This window comes from Isoptericola sp. Y581, assembly GCF_059445475.1.
In genome coordinates this window covers 244570-260501 of the sequence record NZ_JCAIUK010000006.1, presented here as the reverse complement: position 1 = coordinate 260501, position 15932 = coordinate 244570, and the positions used below count along the sequence as shown (strand labels likewise).

Sequence of the window (15932 nt, the reverse complement as noted above, 5' to 3'; positions counted from 1 at the left end):
CCCTCGGTCAGGGGCGGCGACCGAGGAACCCGAGCAGCGCGTCGGCCACCTGCTCGGGTGCTTGCTCCGCCTGGTGGTGACCGGAGTCGATCACGCGGTGCTGGATCGGGCGCTCGAGCCACGGCTCCCAGATGACGGTGGGATCGCCGTGGATGTCGAGGTCGTCGTGGGCCGACTCGAGCAGGAGCGTCGGGCAGCCGACACGGCGCCCCGCGTCGCGGTCGGCCTCGTCGTGGCGACGGTCGATCCCGAGGCCCGCGCGGTAGTCCTCGCACATGCCGTGAACCACGGCGGGGTTCCGCAGGGCTGCCCAGATGTCGGCGTGGTTCTCCGGCCCGATGTCCTCGGGCGGCGGCGTGCGGTACCAGGCGTCCGGGTCGGCGTTGATCAGACGTTCGGCCGGCTTGTCGCTCTGGGCGAGGAACCACCAGTGCCACCAGGCGAGGGCGAAGCGGGCGTCGGTGCGCTCGAGGTGCTCGACGACCGGCAGCCCGTCCATGACGACCAGGTGGGAGACCCTTCCGGGGTGGTCCATGGCGGTGCGGAAGGCAACCAGGGCGCCGCGGTCGTGACCCACCACGGCGAACCGGTCGTGGCCCAGGGTGTCCATCAGCTCGGCCACGTCCCGAGCCATGGCGCGCTTGCTGGACTGCGCGTGGTCGGGGGTGTCCGGGGGCAGCGTCGATTCCCCGTAGCCCCGCAGGTCGGGGCACACCACGGTGTGCTCCCGCGCGAGCCGAGGGGCGACGTCGTGCCACGTGGTGTGGGTCCGGGGGTGCCCGTGCAGCAGGACCACCGGCGTGCCCTCACCGCCGTGGCGCACGCGCAGAGTGACCTCGCTCAGCGTGACCTGTTCCAGTCGGAAGTCGTCGAACATGAGCCGACGCTAGCGAGTCCCACACATACCTGCGTGGCCGCGACCTCTCTCAGGCTGCGGGTTCCGGCCGATCGCTGCGCTCGAGGACGTACCGCGTCCCGGCGCGGGCGAGCATCAGGGCGACGATCAGCCCGGTCACCTGGAAGAACCCGCCGAGCTGGACGGCGTCGCCGAACGCCAGGTCGGTCAGCTCGAGCACCAGGAACTTGCTGCCGGCGGTCACGACCAACAGAGCGACTGTGCTCACGACGCGGCCGGCGGGGGTCTGGGCCGCCCGGATGCGGGCGACGGCCCTCGTCTTCGCCCGCACCACGAGCTCGAGCACGACCTTGAGCAGGATCGCGGTGAGCAGCGACATCAGGAACGACTCGGAGACGACCTGGGGGAAGAGCTGGATGAACGCGCCCAGCACCACGAGGTAGACGAGCACGTCCACGAGGTCGATCGCACGTACTCGCACCCCCCGAGGGTAGGCGATCTACTCCGCCGGAGCGCGGGGCGGTGCCAAGGAGAGCAGGCCGGCCACGACGGCGACGGCGGCGGCGAACCAGTAGCCGGTGGCGAAGGCGTCGAACCCCGGCTCCAGCAGCGCCGCGGCGGCGACGCTGGAGACGGCGGAGACGCCGGTGGCGGCGCCGAACTCGTGGAAGGTGCTGAGCGCGCCGGAGGCGACGCCGGCCTCGTGCGGCGCCACGGCGGAGAAGAGGCTGCCGGCCGCGGCGACGAACACGGCGCCGACGCCGAACCCGGCGACGCTGATGCCCACCACGAGCACCGTCATCGAGAAGATCCCGGCGGCCGCGGCGAGACCCGCCGCGGCGACGAGCAGTCCGACCACGGAGACCACGCGCACGCCCCAGCGGGGGAGCGCCCGCCCGGCGAGGGTCGAGCCCAGGATGGTGGCGACCGCGACGGGGAGGAAGGTCAGCCCCGTCTCCAGCGGGCTGTAGCCGTGCAGCTGCTGCAGGGTGAACGAGCCGAGGAAGAACACCGAGATCATCAGCGCGGTGGCGACGAAGATCAGTCCCAGGCCGCGCAGCACCGGTCGCCGCGCGAGCATCGCCGGGTCGAGGAGCGGCGCGGCGGCGGTCCGCAGGCGCACCGCGAGCAGCGCGTACCCGACGAGCCCGCCGAGGACCGCGACGAGCGTGTGCGGGCTGAGCCAGCCCTGGTCGCCGGCGGCGACCAGGCCGTACACCAGGGAGCCGGTCGCGAGGGTGGCGAGGGCGGCCCCGAGGACGTCGAGCCGGCCGCCCGCCCCGGGCGACGGCCGCACCCAGCGCAGCAGCGCGAGGAGCAGGGCGGCCCCGACGGGGACGTTGACGTAGAACACCCACGGCCAGCCTGGGCCCGACGTGAGGATGCCGCCCAGGAGGACGCCGACCGCGGCGCCGGCGCCGCCGAGACCCGACCACACGCCGAGGGCGCGGGAGAGCTCGGCGCCGCTGAACGTGCGCACGATGACCGACAGCGCCGCGGGGGACATCGCCGCGGCGCCGACGCCCTGCAGGGCGCGGGCGACCAGGAGGAGCTCGGCGCTGCCCGCCAGCCCGGCGAGCAGGGAGGCGGCGGTGAACAGCCCGAGGCCGACGAGCACGATGCGTCGCGGGCCGACGACGTCCGCCGCCTTGCCACCCAGCAGCATCAGGCCGCCGAACACGAGCGCGTAGACGCTCGCCACCCAGGTCAGCCCGGCGCGGTCGAGGCCGAGGTCGGCGCCCATGTCGGGCAGGGCGATCGCGACGACGGTGACGTCGACGATCAGCATCAGCTGGGCGACTCCGAGCAGCCCGAGGATGCGCCAGCGCCGGGGGTCGGGCGCGGCGGAGGGCTCCGATGCGGTCTTCTCTGGCGCGGTCATGATGGCGGTCCCTTCGATAACCCGAACATGGGTGTCCAAGTAACGTTAACTCGAACATCTCTGTTCGACAAGGGGTTCATGCGTCCGCCGGGGGCAGGGAGGGTGGCGTCAGGCGGAGAGGGCGCCGAGCGCCGTGTCGCGCACGAGCACCGGCGCGTCGTCGGCGCTGATCTCGCCGCGGTGCACGGCCGCGGAGGCGCCGTGCAGGATCGCCTGGACGGCGCTGAGCTGCCAGTCGAGCGGCATGTCGTCGCGGAACTCGCCGGCGGCGCGCCCGCGCTCGAGCACGCTCCGCGCGCGGGCGAAGGGTCCCTCGTGGGCGCGGTATATCTGGTCGGGCGGCAGCGCCTGGGTGGCCGCGACGACGAGGGCCCCGAACCGGTGCGTCAGGTGCCAGCTGGCCACCAGCAGGCGGCCGAGGGCGTCGCGCGGGTCGCCCTCGAGGTCCACCTGCGCCAGCGCCTCTTCGGTCTGCGCGATGGCGCGGTCGGCGACCTCGCGCACGAGGGCTGCCCGGGAGTCGAAGTGGCCGTAGAGGGTCACCCGGCCGACGCCGGCGGCCTTGGCGATCTCGTTGACGCTCGCGTCGGGATCCACGGCCAGCAACCGGATGGCGGCGTCGACGATCGCCTCGATGTTGCGGACGGCGTCGGCGCGCTTGGCGCGATCCGGGCCACCACCGGCCCGCTCGCTCGACCGGGTCTGGGGCGGGGTCTGGGCCGGGGTCGCGGCCACCGGGCACCTCCAATATCGGACAGGGGTGGCCAGGTTAACGTCAGGCCGAGGGTTCCGGGCTGACGAACCGGCGGCAGTCCACCTCGACCGCCCCGCCGGGCACGGGCGCCCGGTGCGCGAACCGGCCCTCGTCGACCCACCCCTGCCGCTCGTAGAATCGGCGTCCCGCGGCGTTGCCCGTCGCCACGGCGAGCCAGGCGCGGCGATGCCCGGACGCGCGGATCAACATGTCCGCGTGGCGCAGCAGCGCGCCGCCGAGGCCGCCGCCGCGCGCCGCGCGGTCGAGGTAGAGCTGGTCCACCTCGTCGCCGGCGACCATCACGAAGCCGGCGACGGCGCCGTCGCGCACCGCCACGGTGGTGTCCGCGACGCGGTCGCGGGCCCGTCGGTCGAACGACGCCGGGGTGCGCGCGGAGACGAGGGCCTCGGGGACGTGGCCGAGGTGCGCGTCCGCCCAGCCCTCGCGCCAGATGTGCGCGACGGCCCCGGCGTCGTGCGCGGTCGCAGGCTGGAGGTCGCCCGTCGCGGGCGTGGGTGTCGTCATCGGCCGACCTTCCACTAACTCGAACGCGAATGTACAGTTTATCGACTCGATCGTCAGCGGTTCACCACACGCGGTTCAACCACACTGTTCAGTCACTCGGGAGCGAGACGACCATGACCCAGGACCAGGCGCGCGGCCTGTCGAGGCCCGCGGACGCCCGGCGCTCAACGTTCGCCAGGGTGTGGCCCGCGGCGCTGGGCGTGCTGGTCGCGGCCGGCACGATGTACGGGCTCGCCGACGCGCGCGACGTCGCCCCGGTGCTCGCGGCCTCGGGGCTCGTCTACCTGGCGGCGGCCACCCTGGGGCGGCCCGGCGCGGGGTGGGCGGCGTTCGGGGTGACGTTCGTGCTTATCGGCCTCGCCAAGCTCACCGACCTCGACCCCACGGTCTGGATGATCGGGCTGGCCGTGGTGCTCGCGGTCCTCGGGCTCGCGCTCGGCCACGCCCGGCCGCCGTGGTCGTTGCCGCTGCAGGCCGCGGCGATGCTCGTGCTCGGGGCCGCCGCGCTGCTCGCCGTCCGCGCGGACGTGACAGTGGGCGGGCTGGTCGTCGCCCTCGGGCTGCTTGGGCACGCGGCGTGGGACGCGTACCACCACCGCACCGGGCGCGTGGTCGGCCGGTCGCTGGCGGAGTTCTGCTGCGTGCTCGACGTGCTGCTGGCGGTCGCGGTCGCCGTCGTCGCGCTGACGGCGTGAGCGGCGGCGGCCGGCCCGGCGGCTACCCGTCGAGCTCGACCTCGCGGCGGACGTCGCGGTCGGGCTCGAGCACGAAGAACCGCGACACGACGGCGTGGAAGAGCCGCAGCTCGGCGGGCGCGACGACGCGCTCGACCGGCCAGGGGCCGAGGCCCTCGGCGCGGGAGTGGCGGTCGAAGATGCCGAGGCAGCGCTCGCGGTCGGCGTCCGGCACCTCGCCGGCCTCGGCCTCCGCGTACACCGCGCGGGGCCGCCCGTCGACGGGCACGGGGGTCTCGAAGACCACGACGCCCACCGCGGCTCGCGCCCCGATGTTGGTCGAGTGGCGGGTCGCGGGCCGGGAGACCCACACGAGCTCCCGGCCCTCGCGGGCAAACCAGACGGGGGTCGGCCAGGGCGCGCCCTCGGCGTCCGCCGAGGCGAGGACCATATAGCGGCCGTCGTCGAGGACGCGTCGCGCGAGCGCGGCGTCGTCGTCCGGCGGCTGGTCAACGAGGTGTGTCGCGGGATGTGTCATCGGGGGCCTCCTTGCCTCGCGTGCGGAGCTCTCGCCTCATGCATACTCCCGTGGCCCACTCCTGTGCCCGCGCGCGTGCCCGCGCGCGTGCCCCGCACGGCGTCGTCGAGCGCCGGGGCCAGGTCGGGCCACCGGAAGGTGAACCCCGCCTCCTCGAGCCGCGCGGGCAGCACCCACCGGCTCTTGAGCAGCAGCTCGGACTCGTTGCGCAGCGCCCACAGCGCGGGCTCCAGCAGCCAGCGCGGGGCAGGCAGCCCGAGCGGCATCCCGACCGCGCGGCGCAGCTCCGCCATGAGGGTCCGGTTGTCGACGGGGTGCGGCGCCGCGAGGTTGACCGGTCCGGACAGGGACTCGTCGTCGTCGATGAAGCGCACCGCGCCCAGCACGTCGTCGACGTGGATCCACGAGAACTTCTGCCGGCCGCCGCTGCGGTGCATCGGCACCGGGCCGCCGGTGGGGGAGTCGCCGATGCCGCGGTAGCGGCGGTGCTGGAACCACTGGCCGTCGAGCTGCGGCCCGCCCACGCCGAGCCGCGCCACGCGCGCGAGCAGGTCGGACGCCGGCCCGCCCAGCACGATCGCCATGCGCAGCGCGACCCGCCGGGTGCCCGGCAGGTCGCCCGCGAAGAGCTCGTGCTCCCAGCTCCGCGCGACGTCGACGGAGAAGCCCGCGCCCAGCTCGCCGCCGTCCTCGGTCTGCGGGCGGTCGAGCGCATACCGGTAGATCGTGGCGGTGCTGGCGTTGAGCCACAGCCGGGGCGGCCGGGCCGCGCGGGAGACGGCGTCGTGCAGCGCCCGCGTGGTCGCGACGCGCGAGCGCAGGATCTCGGCCCGGTTCGCGTCGGTGTACCGGCACCCGACGCTCTTGCCGGCCAGGTTCACCAGCAGGTCGGCGCCGTCGACCAGGCGGGCCAGCGCGCCGGTGTCGGACCAGGGGGCGTCGGGGCCGTCGCGACCCACGCGGACGACGTCGTACCCGCGCCGCGCGAGGTCGTCGACGACGGCCCGGCCGATGAACCCGCTCCACCCCGCGACGACCGCTCGTCTCGGCTCGGACGGGGAGGAGTCATTCGCCATCGCACGCTCCACATCGATCATTCGGTCGGGTCGATCGATCCAAGCACGGAACAGCCATGGCGCCCCAGCGCTAGTCGCGGCGGACGGCGAAGCGCAGCGAGTAGCGGTCGGCCCGGTAGGTCGAGACCGCATGCTCGACGGGCCGCCCGTGCAGGTCGAACGACGTGCGGCTGGCGCGGAGCGCCGCGGAGAACGGCGCGACGGTGAGCAGGTCCGCCGCCGTGCCGTCGAGCACGGTCGCCTCGATCGTCTGCTCGGCGCGGCTCGCCACGATGCCGTAGTCCTGCTCGAGGATCGCGTAGAGCGAGCCGGTGAGGTCGTGCTGCTCGAGCCCCGGGACCCGGTCCGCGGGGAGCGTGCCCGTCTCGATGCACATCGGCTCGCCGTCGGCCTTGCGCAGCCGCGAGACGACCGTGACGAGGTCGCTGGGGCTCACGCGCAGGCTCCGGCCGGACGCCTCGCCGGCGGGCCGGACGCTGACGTCGAGCAGCTCCGAGCTCGGCACCCGCCCACGGGCCCGGATGTCCTCGCTGAACGACGTCAGCCGGAGCGACTTGGCGATCGACGGGCCGAGTGAGTACGTGCCGCCGCCCTGGACGCGATAGACGATGCCGTCCGACTCGAGCTCGTCGATCGCGCGCCGCACCGTCGGCCGGGTGACGTCGAAGTCCCGCGCGAGCGCGCGCTCGGGCGGCAGCGGGCTGCCCGCCGGCTTGTCGTCGATGTACGTCCGCAGCAGCGAGTCCTTGATCTCGACGTACTTCGGTCGTCGTGGCGCGCTCGGGACGGCGGCGTCGGGCGTCATGAGGCGAGGATAGGAGGTGGGGCCGCGTAGCGCGTACCGTCCTCGCCGGCCGGGCCGTCGGCGGTCCAGAGCGACGCGGCGCCCACGACGTTGCCGTGCGCCAGGCTCGTCGAGACCGTGATCGTGGCGGTGCCCGGGCCGGGGAGCGCGTGGGCGGCGACGGCGCGCTCGAGGGGGCCGGTGACCAGGTCGCCCGCGTGCAGGACGCCGCCGCCGAGCACCACGACGTCTACGTCGAGGATGTTGAGCAGGCCGGCCACGCCGAGCCCGAGCAGGGTGCCCGCCTCGGCGAGCACCGCAGCGGCCACGGGGTCGCCGGCCCGGGCGGCGGCCACGACGTCGCGCAGGTCGCGCGGATCCCCGCCGCGCTCGCGCACGCGCGCCACGATCGCCGGGCCCGAGGCGTAGGCCTCGAGGTGGTCGGCCGCGCCGCACGGGCAGGCCCGGCCCTCGCCGAGCCCGACGGGCAGGTGCCCGATGGAGCCGGCCGTGCCGGTGCGGCCCACGACCAGCTGCGCGTCGCGGACGTACGCGCCGCCGACACCGGTCCCGACAGCGACCACGAGGGCGCTCGCGGCGCCCCGCGCCGCCCCCACGCGCGCCTCGCCGAGCGCGAGGGCGTGCACGTCGTTGACGACCCGCGTCGGCAGGCCCGTCGCGTCGCGCAGGCGGTCGGCGACGGGCGTCCCGACCCAGCCGGGCAGGCTGTCCGTCGCCGAGGTCACCACCCCGCGGCGGTCGACCACGCCCGCGACGCCCGCGCCGCAGCCCACGACGTCGGCGCCCTGCTCGCCGGCCCAGGCGGCAAGGTCGCGCGCGAGGGCGCCCGCGGCGCCGACGACCGCCTCCGCACCGCGCTCCGCGGGCGTCGCGACGACCGCGGAGCGGAGCACCGTGCCCGCCGCGTCGACCACCGCGGCCGCGGTCTTGGTGCCGCCGACGTCGACGCCGATCGCCACCCGCGTCACGCGGTGTCCGTCTCGGTGCCCGTCTTAGTGCCCGTCTTGGTGCCCGTCTCGCCTCGTGGGCCCTCGGCCCGCGGCAGGCGCACGTCGAAGTCGACCTCGAACGTCCGGTGCCACGGCAGGTGGACGGACTCGAGCCGCACGCCCGGGAACGTGGCGTCGGCCATGGCCTGGAGCTCGTGGCGGACGAGGTCGACGTACCGGGCCTCGGCCTGCTCGTCCTGCTCGGGCGCGGCGACGTCGGACCGTGCGGCGAGCGCCGTCCGGACGACGGCCTGGTACCCCCAGTCCTCGAGCACCCGGTGCACCACGAGCCGCCGCGCGGCCTCGGCGTCGAACGTGCCGGCACGCTTCCCGACGACGGTCGCCCGCAGCGCGGCGACGACCGACCCGATCGTGTTCCCGGCGGTGTTCCACCCGCCGTACGCCGCGATCTCGGTGAGCAGGTCCGCCTCGCGCAGCAGCTCGAGGAGCACCGGGTCGGCGCCGTTGGCGTACCGGACGTCGGCGAGGCCGACGTCCAGGCCCGAGTCGAGGGCTGCCCGCACCGCGTCCAGGGTGGCTCGCGCGGCCCCGCCGGGCGTGTCGTGATCCGGTGCGTCGAGGTTCGGCGCGTCGAGGTCCGGGACCCGGCGGCGCCAGTCGCCCTGCGCCAGGTCGGGGGCGTGGACCACGAGCACGGCGTCCGCGCGCTGGTCGCCCGTGGCGACGTGGCTGCCCGACGCGCGGACCTGCGCGTCGGCGCCGCGGCCTACGGGTGCGTTCTCGTACAGGGGGGTGCGGGCCAGGCCGTCCGGGGCGGCGCACACGACCCGGATACCGACGGGCCGCGGGTCGAGCTCGCCCAAGGCGCGCGCGACCAGGACGGCGCCCACCTCGTCGGCGCCGGCGTACATGCGGATCGCGTCCCCGGCGCCGAGCGCGCTCGTCCACTGGCCGAGCCACACCTGTTCGAGCGAGCCCGCCGAGCGCAGGGCGGTGTCGTCCGCCGTGACGAGCAGGGGTTCGACGACGCCCTCGGCCGCGAGCCCGATCGCGGCGAGCCCGGCCGTGTGGTTGCGCAGCCGGCGCAGCAGGAAGTCCCGGCGGACGTCGTCCGGGATCGCGTCCCCGCCGCGCGCCGAGGGCGTGCCGCCCGGGGGCGTGACGTCCGGCAGGGCCTGGTCCGCGAGGAACCGGCGGTGCAGGTCGGCGCCCAGGGCGTGCAGGTCGCGGCCGTGCTGCGCCCAGTAGGCGGGCTCCTCGTCCGCGAGGTACGAGTCGCTCGCCCGCATGACGACGGTCACGGCCGACACGGGTCGGGCCGGTCGCTGCGCCCGCAGCTCGCGCAGCACGTCGAGGCGGGCCAGCGTGGCGGCGGCGCCGTCGGTGCTGGTGCGGGAGGCGATGAGCCCGCCGTACAGGAGCATCTCGAGCGAGACGGCGACCGCGTCGACGTCGGGCGACGCCCCGGCCTCGCGGAGCCACGCCGCGAGGGCGTCGACGTCGCCGGGGGCGCGCGTGCGCGGCAGCGCGCTCGCGGGCGGGACGACGACCCGGGCACCGGCGACGGCGGCGACGTCCGCCACCAGCCGGACGTTGACCGGGCGCTCGTCGAGCGGGAGCCAGGCGATCTGCATGGGGACTTCCTGTCGTTCGACGGGTCAGCGGTTCGTGCGATCGGCACCGGTCGACGGCGCGTCGCCGGTCAGCTCGAGCCACACGGTGGTGTTCGGCGCGAGGGTGCCGGTGTCGGTAGCGGCGGGGTCGCTCGAGAGCAGCACCCGCCCAGGTGGCAGCTGGGCGGGCTCGTCGCCGAAGTGGGTGAACGACGCCCAGCCGCCCGGGCGGGCGAACGCCACGACGGACTCGGGGGCGTCGAGCCACTCGAGCCGCTCCGCGGCCTGGAGCTTGCGGCGCAGCCGCAGCGCCCGGCGGTACAGGGCGAGCGTCGACGCCTCATCCTCCTCCTGGCCGGAGACGGCGTAGCCCGCGAACCAGGCGGGCTGCGGCAGGTGCGGCGCGGCGTCGCCGAACCCGAGCGAGGGACCTTCCGTGGTCCACGGCAGCGGCACGCGGCAGCCGTCGCGGCCGATCTCGGCCCCGCCCTTGCGGTGGAACACCGGGTCCTGCCGCTCGTGGTCCGCCAGGTCGCCGACCTCGGCCAGGCCGAGCTCCTCGCCCTGGTACAGGTACGACGACCCCGGCAGCGCGAGCATCAGCATCGTCGCCGCGCGGGCCCGGCGCAGTCCCAGCGTGCGGTCCTCGACCGGCGAGGTGCACCCGCTGAGCAGCCAGTCGTTCTCGTCGCCCTCGCCGACGAGGCCGTAGCGGGTGGCGTGCCGCACGACGTCGTGGTTGGACAGCACCCACGTGCTCGGCGCGCCCGTCTGGGCCGCGAGCTCGAGGTTGTCGCGGATCACGGCACGGAACTTCTCGGGGTCCCACGGGGAGCGCAGCAGGTCGAAGTTGAACGCCTGGTCGAGCCCCTTCCCGGTGGTGTACAGCGCCCGGCGCTCGGGGGCGACCCACGCCTCCGCGACGGCCATGAGCGGGGGCTCGTAGGTGTCGAAGACGGTGCGCCACTCGGCATACACGTCCTGCAGGTCGTCGCGGTCCCACAGCGGGTGCTCGCCGGCGGGGAAGGTTCCCGGCGCGTCGATCTCGGCCTGTGTGGGCAGCTCGTCCGGGAGGTGCTTGGTCAGGGCGTTCGCGACGTCCACGCGGAACCCGTCGACGCCCCGGTCGCCCCAGAACCGCAGCGTCTTCTCGAAGTCCTCGTGCACGGCGGGGTTCGCCCAGTTCCAGTCGGGCTGCTCGTGCGTGAACAGGTGCAGGTACCACTGGCCGTCGTCGACCCGGGTCCACGCGGGCTCGCCCATGAGGGACTTCCAGTCGGCCGGCGGCAGCTCGCCGTGCTCGCCCTGCCCGTCGCGGAAGAGGTACAGCTCGCGCTCGGGGGAGCCGGGCTCGGCGGCCAGGGCCGCGACGAACGCCTCGTGCCGGCTGCCCGAGTGGTTGGGCACGAGGTCCACGACGACCTTGATGCCAGCCGCGTGCAGCCGCCCGACGAGCTCGTCGAACTGCTCCAGGGTGCCGATCCGGGGGTCGATGTCCCGGTAGTCGTCGACGTCGTAGCCGCCGTCGGCCAGGGCGGACGGGTAGAACGGGCTGAGCCAGACCGCGTCGATCCCCAGCGACGTCAGGTACGGCACGCGCGACAGGATACCGGTGAGGTCGCCGATGCCGTCCCCGTTCCCGTCCGCGAAGCTGCGGGGATAGATCTGGTAGACGACGGCCTGTCGCCACCACGCGTCGATCATCAGGACTCCTTCGGGGTGCGGGTGAGGTGCAGGATGGTGAGTCGTTGGTCAGGCGGGCGCCGAGCCGCACCAGGCCGGTGGCCGCGAGCTCGAGCGTGACCGTGGCGGTGCCTCATCGCATGTGCCTCCGCTGCGCGTACTGCAGGTAGCTCCCGGCGTCGCCGAGGCCCTCGGTGAGGCGCGCGGCGACCCCGGAGTCCATCCGGCCCGCGTCCGCCTGGCGCGCGACGTCCTCCGTGAGGGTCGCGAGGAGGGCGCCGGCGCCGCGCAGCTCGCCGTCGGTGACCTTGCCGCCCGCGAGCAGCTTCTCGGCCGCCGCGATGCGGGCCCGCAGCGAGACCGCCTGGGCCCGCCGGACGCCGCCACGGTCGACGTACGTGGTGGCGAGCTTCTGCCGCGCGTCGGCGAGCACGGCCCGGGCCGCGTCCACGGGGTGCTCTCCCGGCGACACGGCTTCGCCGCGCCACGGCCCGGCGGACAGCGCCGCGACGTGCGACCAGCCGGCCTGGCCCCACGAGAAGATCACGGTGCCCGCGTCGAGGTCGGCCGCGGCCTGGGTCTGGTCCACCGTCGCGTCGGCGCCGAACCGCGAGATCATCGAGCTGAGCCCGGTGTAGACGAGCTGGTCGCCGGTCATGACGGTCGTCACCCGGTCGACGTCGGCACGGATCGCGTCGAGGCTGGTCGTGTAGTAGGCCTGCGGGATCACGACGTCGAGGTCGTCGCTCCACTGGTCGATCTTCGCGGCCTCGCTGCCCATCTCCGGGGCGTCGGAGACGACGGCGCCCGCGTCGACGGACTTCACCCGGTCGTAGACGTCAGCCACCATGGCGTTCTCGAGCTCCTCGACGAACGTCGTCCACGTGTCCCAGAGCTCGCTGTCCGGCGTGAGCGTGACGGGGTCGACGCCGTGCTCGGCCTCAAACGCTGCCCGCGACTCGTCGGAGTAGCCGAACGTGTCGGTCCACTCCTCGGCCTCCTGGTAGCGCATGTAGTCGAGGTCGATGCCGGCGAGGTCGTAGCGCTCGACCATCTCCGCCAGCACGTCGAGCAGGTACGTGCGCGCCTCGTCGTCGGCGACGTCGAGCCAGTAGAACCCGTTGGCCGACGGCGTCGGCTCGTCGGAGTCCGCCGCGTCCTGCGGCTGGGCCAGCCAGTCGGGGTGCGCGGTGCCGATCGCGCCGACACCGGCGTCGCCGTCGTTGCCCACCCCGAGCCCGGTGATCCAACCGTGCAGGGAGATCCCGGCGTCGTCGGCGGCGGCCTTCCACGCGGCGAGCGGGTCGAAGCCCTCGAACTGCGGGCGCTGGGCCGGCAGCCCGGCGGCGACGGCGACGTCGCTCGGGTAGATGGTGTAGCCGTCGTAGAAGACCTCGAGGTACAACTCGTTGACGCCGGCCTCGGTCATGTCCGCGATCGTGGCCCGGATCTGCTCGGGGGTCGTCTCGGACGCCTGGTACCAGACGCCGCGCGCCTGGGCGACGCGGCTCGGCATCGAGCTGGTCGTCGCGGCGCGGGCCGCCTCGGCGGCCTCGTCGGCGTAGAAGAGGGCGACCTGGTCGTCGCTGGCCTGCGCCTCGCGGGCTTGGTCGAGGAGGTCGGAGGCCTGGTCCAGGCTCGCCCGGGCGGAGTCGAAGTCGCCGTCGACGTACTCGTCGTAGCGGGACTCCACCGTCTCCTGCGCGGCCTCGACGCCCGCGGCGACGCCGTCCAGGACGACCCCGACGTCGCTGCGGATGCGCACGGTCGAGCCGGTGATCTCGACGCGGGCGCCGAGGATCGAGTTGGCCGTGAGGAAGTCGGCGGCCAGGCCGTTGCCGCTCAGCACGTACCCGTCGGCGGGGATCGTGGAGTTCTGTGAGCCGAGCGCGGTGACGACGCCGTCCTGCACGGTCAGCTCGTCGCCGTAGGCGTTGGTGCCGGTCTGCGCGCCGAACGCCGGGGTGTACCGGACGAGCTGCTCGGCGCCCCGGTAGCCGGGGAACTCCGCGCCCTCGGGGTTCGTCTCGGGGGTGGGGTCGACCACGCTGAGCTCGCTGCTCGCGTCGGTCGCCGTCGGGCGCGTGACCGTCAGCTCGTCGCCGACGGCGACGTGCTCGGTGAGGAACTCGACGGGATCGGGCTCCGCGTCGTCCTCGTCGGCGGGGCCGGCGCTGAGCACGAACCCGTCGGCCGGGACGTCGTGGTCGCCGCCCGTGCCCGTGTCGGCGGAGCCCACCTCGGTCACGCGGTAGGTGTTCGGGGTCGAGGTCTCGACGACGACAGCCTCCGCGCCCCACGCGTTCGTGAAGGTCGAGAAGCCGTAGTCGGGCGTGTACCGCACGAGCATCCCCGCGCCGCGGGCGACGTCGTCGCCGTCGATCGCCCACTGCGCCCCGTCAGGGGCCGTGACGACGGTGCTGGTGGAGGCGTCCGGCGTGTCGGCGGACGTGTCGGCGGACGTGGTGCCGGTCGTGGCGCCGGACGCGAGCGGGGCGACGAGGCCGGCGCCGGTGACGGCGAGGCCGAGGGCGAGGACGGTCCGCAGCATCGCGGAGGCCGGCCTGCGGGAGAACGGGGGTGCGCTCCGAGCTGGGTGCATGGATACCTCTCCTTGGGTGGGGGGCAGGCTGGACCACCCCGCCGCGCGCCGTCGTCGGCACGCGGCGAGGACGGCAGGCGTCAGCCCTTGATGGCACCAGCGGCGACGCCTCGGAAGAAGTGCCGCTGGAGCAGGAGGAAGAACAGGACGACCGGGAAAAAGGCGATCATCGTCCCGGCGGAGATCACGCGCTGGTTGGAGGAGAAGGCGCCGGCGAGGTACTGCAGGCCGACGGTGAGCGTGAGGTTCTCGGGGGTCGAGAGCACGAGCAGGGGCCACAGGAAGTCGTCCCACGCGGCGACGAACGCGAAGATCACGATGACGGCGATCATGCCCTTGACGTTCGGCAGCGCGATCCGCCAGAAGCGCTGCCAGACGTTCGCGCCGTCGACGAGCGCCGCCTCGTCGAGCTCCTTCGGGACGGACAGGAACGCGGTCCGCATGAGGAGGATGTTGATCATCCCGACCATGCCGGGCAGCGCGGCGCCGAGGAGCGTGTCGGCCAGCCCCATGTCGCGCACGGTGAGGTACTGGGCGACGATCGTCGCCTCCGCGGGCAGCAGCATCGTGCCGAAGATGACGCCCACGACGAGGCCGCGGCCCCGGAACTTCAGGCGTGCGAGCGCGTAGCCCGCCATCGTGGCGCCGACGACGTTCCCGAGCACGACGAGTGCGGCGACGATCACCGAGTTGAGCGCGAACCGCAGGATCGGCACGGTCTGGGCGGCCTCGACGTAGTTGGCGAGCGTCGGGTCGGAGGGGATGAGATCCGGCGTCCGGCTGTAGACGTCGTCCGCGGGGCCCTTGAGCGAGGTGGAGAGCTGCCACAGAAAGGGGCCGACCGTGATGACGAGCACGACCAGCAGCAGGGCGTACCGCACGATCAGCTCGCGGGTGCCCACGGAGTCCGGGGCGAAGCCGCCGCGGGCGCGCCGCCGCCGGGGCGCCGGGGCCGGTGCGTTCGGGGTCTCGAGCGTCGTTGCCATCAGTCGGCCTTCTTCTGCAGGCGTGCGGTCACGATCAGGGGGATCAGGGTGATGAAGAACAGCAGCACCGACAGGGACGACGCGTAGCCGAGGTTCCCGTTGAAGCCGCGCGTGTACATCTGGATCAGCATCACGACGGACACGTCCTCGCCGCCGGGGCCGCCGCCCGACCCGCCGAGCACGTAGAGCTCCGAGAACACCCGCAGCGCGCCGATCGTGATGAGGACGCCGATGAGGAACATCGTGTTGCGGATGCTGGGCACGGTCACCGCCCAGAACCGGCGCCGCGTGCCCGCGCCGTCCATGGCCGCCGCCTCGTGCAGCTCCCGCGGGACGCTCCCGAGCGCCGAGACGTAGATGATCATGTAGTAGCCGAGGCCCTTCCAGACCGTCAGGCTGATGGCGCTGAAGAGCAGCAGCCAGCGATCGGTGAGGAACGGGATCGCCTCGGTGATGAAGCCCAGGTTCTGGGCGATGCCGTTGATCGCGCCGCGCTCGTCGAGCAGCCAGCTCCAGATGAGGCCGACCACGACCGCCGAGGCGACGACCGGCGTGTAGAACATGGTGCGGAAGAAGCCGATCCCGGGGATCTTCTTCTCCACGAGGAGCGCGATCAGCAGCGGGAGGAACAGCAGCAGCGGCAGGCACACGACGAGGTAGACCGCGATGTTGATCAGCGCGACGCCCAGCTGGTCGTCCTGCAGCATCTGCCCGTAGTTGTCGAGCCCGGTGAACGTGCCGCCGGAGAGCATCTTGGCGTTCGTGAACGACAGCATGACGATGTTGGCCGCCGGCGCGACGTTGAAGACGCACAGGAAGAAGAGCGCGGGGAGCAGGAAGAGCCACGGCGTGAACCAGCGGTGGCTCCGGGTCTGCCCGTGCGTTCCGGGAGCCCGGCCGCGGCGTCGTCCTGCGGGAGCGGGGGCGGCGTCCGCGCCGGGGGACGGGACGCGCGAGGGCGCCGGGGTCCCGGTGGTGGTGCTCATGG

General features: G+C 74.2%; 15 protein-coding genes. 1 reads left to right on the top strand and 14 read right to left on the bottom strand.

What is annotated here, in order from left to right; all coding sequences use genetic code 11:
* Positions 1-7: 7 nt before the first annotated feature.
* The 5 genes from AC1C2W_RS13385 to AC1C2W_RS13365 all read right to left on the bottom strand — a co-directional run bounded on the left by AC1C2W_RS13385 (position 8) and on the right by AC1C2W_RS13365 (position 4017).
* The gene (locus AC1C2W_RS13385; protein WP_495413340.1) at positions 8-877 is read right to left on the bottom strand and encodes an alpha/beta fold hydrolase; all 870 of its coding nucleotides are present in this window, start codon (positions 875-877) and stop codon (positions 8-10) included.
* Positions 878-926: 49 nt separating this feature from the next.
* Positions 927-1337 carry a hypothetical protein gene (locus AC1C2W_RS13380; RefSeq protein ID WP_495413339.1) on the bottom strand — a complete coding sequence of 137 codons (411 nt, stop codon included), beginning with the start codon at positions 1335-1337 and terminating at the stop codon, positions 927-929.
* An 18-nt stretch (positions 1338-1355) separates the two neighbouring features.
* A complete protein-coding gene (locus AC1C2W_RS13375) occupies positions 1356-2738 on the bottom strand; it encodes an MFS transporter (RefSeq protein WP_495413338.1) in 1383 nt (460 codons plus the stop codon).
* A gap of 108 nt (positions 2739-2846) precedes the next feature.
* Positions 2847-3473 carry a TetR/AcrR family transcriptional regulator gene (locus tag AC1C2W_RS13370; protein WP_495413337.1) on the bottom strand — a complete coding sequence of 209 codons (627 nt, stop codon included), beginning with the start codon at positions 3471-3473 and terminating at the stop codon, positions 2847-2849.
* A 40-nt stretch (positions 3474-3513) separates the two neighbouring features.
* Positions 3514-4017 (bottom strand): GNAT family N-acetyltransferase, encoded by a 504-nt coding sequence (locus AC1C2W_RS13365; RefSeq protein ID WP_495413336.1) that lies wholly within the window; start codon positions 4015-4017, stop codon positions 3514-3516.
* 113 nt (positions 4018-4130) lie between these two features.
* Between AC1C2W_RS13365 and AC1C2W_RS13360 the strand changes: the two genes are divergently transcribed.
* Positions 4131-4712 carry a hypothetical protein gene (locus AC1C2W_RS13360; protein WP_495413335.1) on the top strand — a complete coding sequence of 194 codons (582 nt, stop codon included), beginning with the start codon at positions 4131-4133 and terminating at the stop codon, positions 4710-4712.
* A 22-nt stretch (positions 4713-4734) separates the two neighbouring features.
* Here the strand turns inward: AC1C2W_RS13360 and AC1C2W_RS13355 are convergent, their stop codons facing one another.
* The 9 genes from AC1C2W_RS13355 to AC1C2W_RS13315 all read right to left on the bottom strand — a co-directional run bounded on the left by AC1C2W_RS13355 (position 4735) and on the right by AC1C2W_RS13315 (position 15930).
* Complete coding sequence (locus tag AC1C2W_RS13355) at positions 4735-5229, bottom strand: pyridoxamine 5'-phosphate oxidase family protein (RefSeq protein WP_495413334.1); 495 nt, start codon at positions 5227-5229, stop codon at positions 4735-4737.
* The gene (locus AC1C2W_RS13350; protein WP_495413333.1) at positions 5226-6305 is read right to left on the bottom strand and encodes an epimerase; all 1080 of its coding nucleotides are present in this window, start codon (positions 6303-6305) and stop codon (positions 5226-5228) included. The genes AC1C2W_RS13355 and AC1C2W_RS13350 overlap by 4 nt, the downstream gene beginning before the upstream one ends.
* Before the next feature lie 70 nt (positions 6306-6375).
* The gene (locus AC1C2W_RS13345) at positions 6376-7110 is read right to left on the bottom strand and encodes a GntR family transcriptional regulator (RefSeq protein ID WP_495389709.1); all 735 of its coding nucleotides are present in this window, start codon (positions 7108-7110) and stop codon (positions 6376-6378) included.
* Positions 7107-8078 carry an ROK family protein gene (locus AC1C2W_RS13340; protein ID WP_495413332.1) on the bottom strand — a complete coding sequence of 324 codons (972 nt, stop codon included), beginning with the start codon at positions 8076-8078 and terminating at the stop codon, positions 7107-7109. The genes AC1C2W_RS13345 and AC1C2W_RS13340 overlap by 4 nt, the downstream gene beginning before the upstream one ends.
* Positions 8075-9694, bottom strand: a complete 1620-nt coding sequence (locus tag AC1C2W_RS13335; RefSeq protein ID WP_495413331.1) for a DUF4127 family protein — start codon at positions 9692-9694, stop codon at positions 8075-8077. The genes AC1C2W_RS13340 and AC1C2W_RS13335 overlap by 4 nt, the downstream gene beginning before the upstream one ends.
* A 24-nt stretch (positions 9695-9718) precedes the next feature.
* A complete protein-coding gene (locus tag AC1C2W_RS13330; RefSeq protein ID WP_495389706.1) occupies positions 9719-11377 on the bottom strand; it encodes a glycoside hydrolase family 13 protein in 1659 nt (552 codons plus the stop codon).
* 112 nt (positions 11378-11489) lie between these two features.
* The gene (locus tag AC1C2W_RS13325) at positions 11490-13958 is read right to left on the bottom strand and encodes a glycoside hydrolase family 10-like protein (RefSeq protein WP_495413330.1); all 2469 of its coding nucleotides are present in this window, start codon (positions 13956-13958) and stop codon (positions 11490-11492) included.
* An 80-nt stretch (positions 13959-14038) separates the two neighbouring features.
* A complete protein-coding gene (locus AC1C2W_RS13320) occupies positions 14039-14944 on the bottom strand; it encodes a carbohydrate ABC transporter permease (protein WP_495389704.1) in 906 nt (301 codons plus the stop codon).
* Positions 14944-15930 (bottom strand): carbohydrate ABC transporter permease, encoded by a 987-nt coding sequence (locus AC1C2W_RS13315; protein WP_495389703.1) that lies wholly within the window; start codon positions 15928-15930, stop codon positions 14944-14946. Before AC1C2W_RS13315 ends, AC1C2W_RS13320 begins: the two co-directional genes overlap by 1 nt.
* Positions 15931-15932 lie beyond the last annotated feature (2 nt).

Bases quoted from the DNA above. Each gene is read 5' to 3' on its own strand.
- AC1C2W_RS13385 (WP_495413340.1), bottom strand. From the start codon at position 877: ATGTTCGACGACTTCCGACTGGAACAGGTCACGCTGAGCGAGGTCACT.
- AC1C2W_RS13350 (WP_495413333.1), bottom strand. From the start codon at position 6,305: ATGGCGAATGACTCCTCCCCGTCCGAGCCGAGACGAGCGGTCGTCGCG.
- AC1C2W_RS13320 (WP_495389704.1), bottom strand. From the start codon at position 14,944: ATGGCAACGACGCTCGAGACCCCGAACGCACCGGCCCCGGCGCCCCGG.
- AC1C2W_RS13355 (WP_495413334.1), bottom strand. From the start codon at position 5,229: ATGACACATCCCGCGACACACCTCGTTGACCAGCCGCCGGACGACGAC.
- AC1C2W_RS13375 (WP_495413338.1), bottom strand. From the start codon at position 2,738: ATGACCGCGCCAGAGAAGACCGCATCGGAGCCCTCCGCCGCGCCCGAC.
- AC1C2W_RS13360 (WP_495413335.1), top strand. From the start codon at position 4,131: ATGACCCAGGACCAGGCGCGCGGCCTGTCGAGGCCCGCGGACGCCCGG.
- AC1C2W_RS13315 (WP_495389703.1), bottom strand. From the start codon at position 15,930: ATGAGCACCACCACCGGGACCCCGGCGCCCTCGCGCGTCCCGTCCCCC.
- AC1C2W_RS13365 (WP_495413336.1), bottom strand. From the start codon at position 4,017: ATGACGACACCCACGCCCGCGACGGGCGACCTCCAGCCTGCGACCGCG.
- AC1C2W_RS13345 (WP_495389709.1), bottom strand. From the start codon at position 7,110: ATGACGCCCGACGCCGCCGTCCCGAGCGCGCCACGACGACCGAAGTAC.
- AC1C2W_RS13335 (WP_495413331.1), bottom strand. From the start codon at position 9,694: ATGCAGATCGCCTGGCTCCCGCTCGACGAGCGCCCGGTCAACGTCCGG.
- AC1C2W_RS13325 (WP_495413330.1), bottom strand. From the start codon at position 13,958: ATGCACCCAGCTCGGAGCGCACCCCCGTTCTCCCGCAGGCCGGCCTCC.
- AC1C2W_RS13330 (WP_495389706.1), bottom strand. From the start codon at position 11,377: ATGATCGACGCGTGGTGGCGACAGGCCGTCGTCTACCAGATCTATCCC.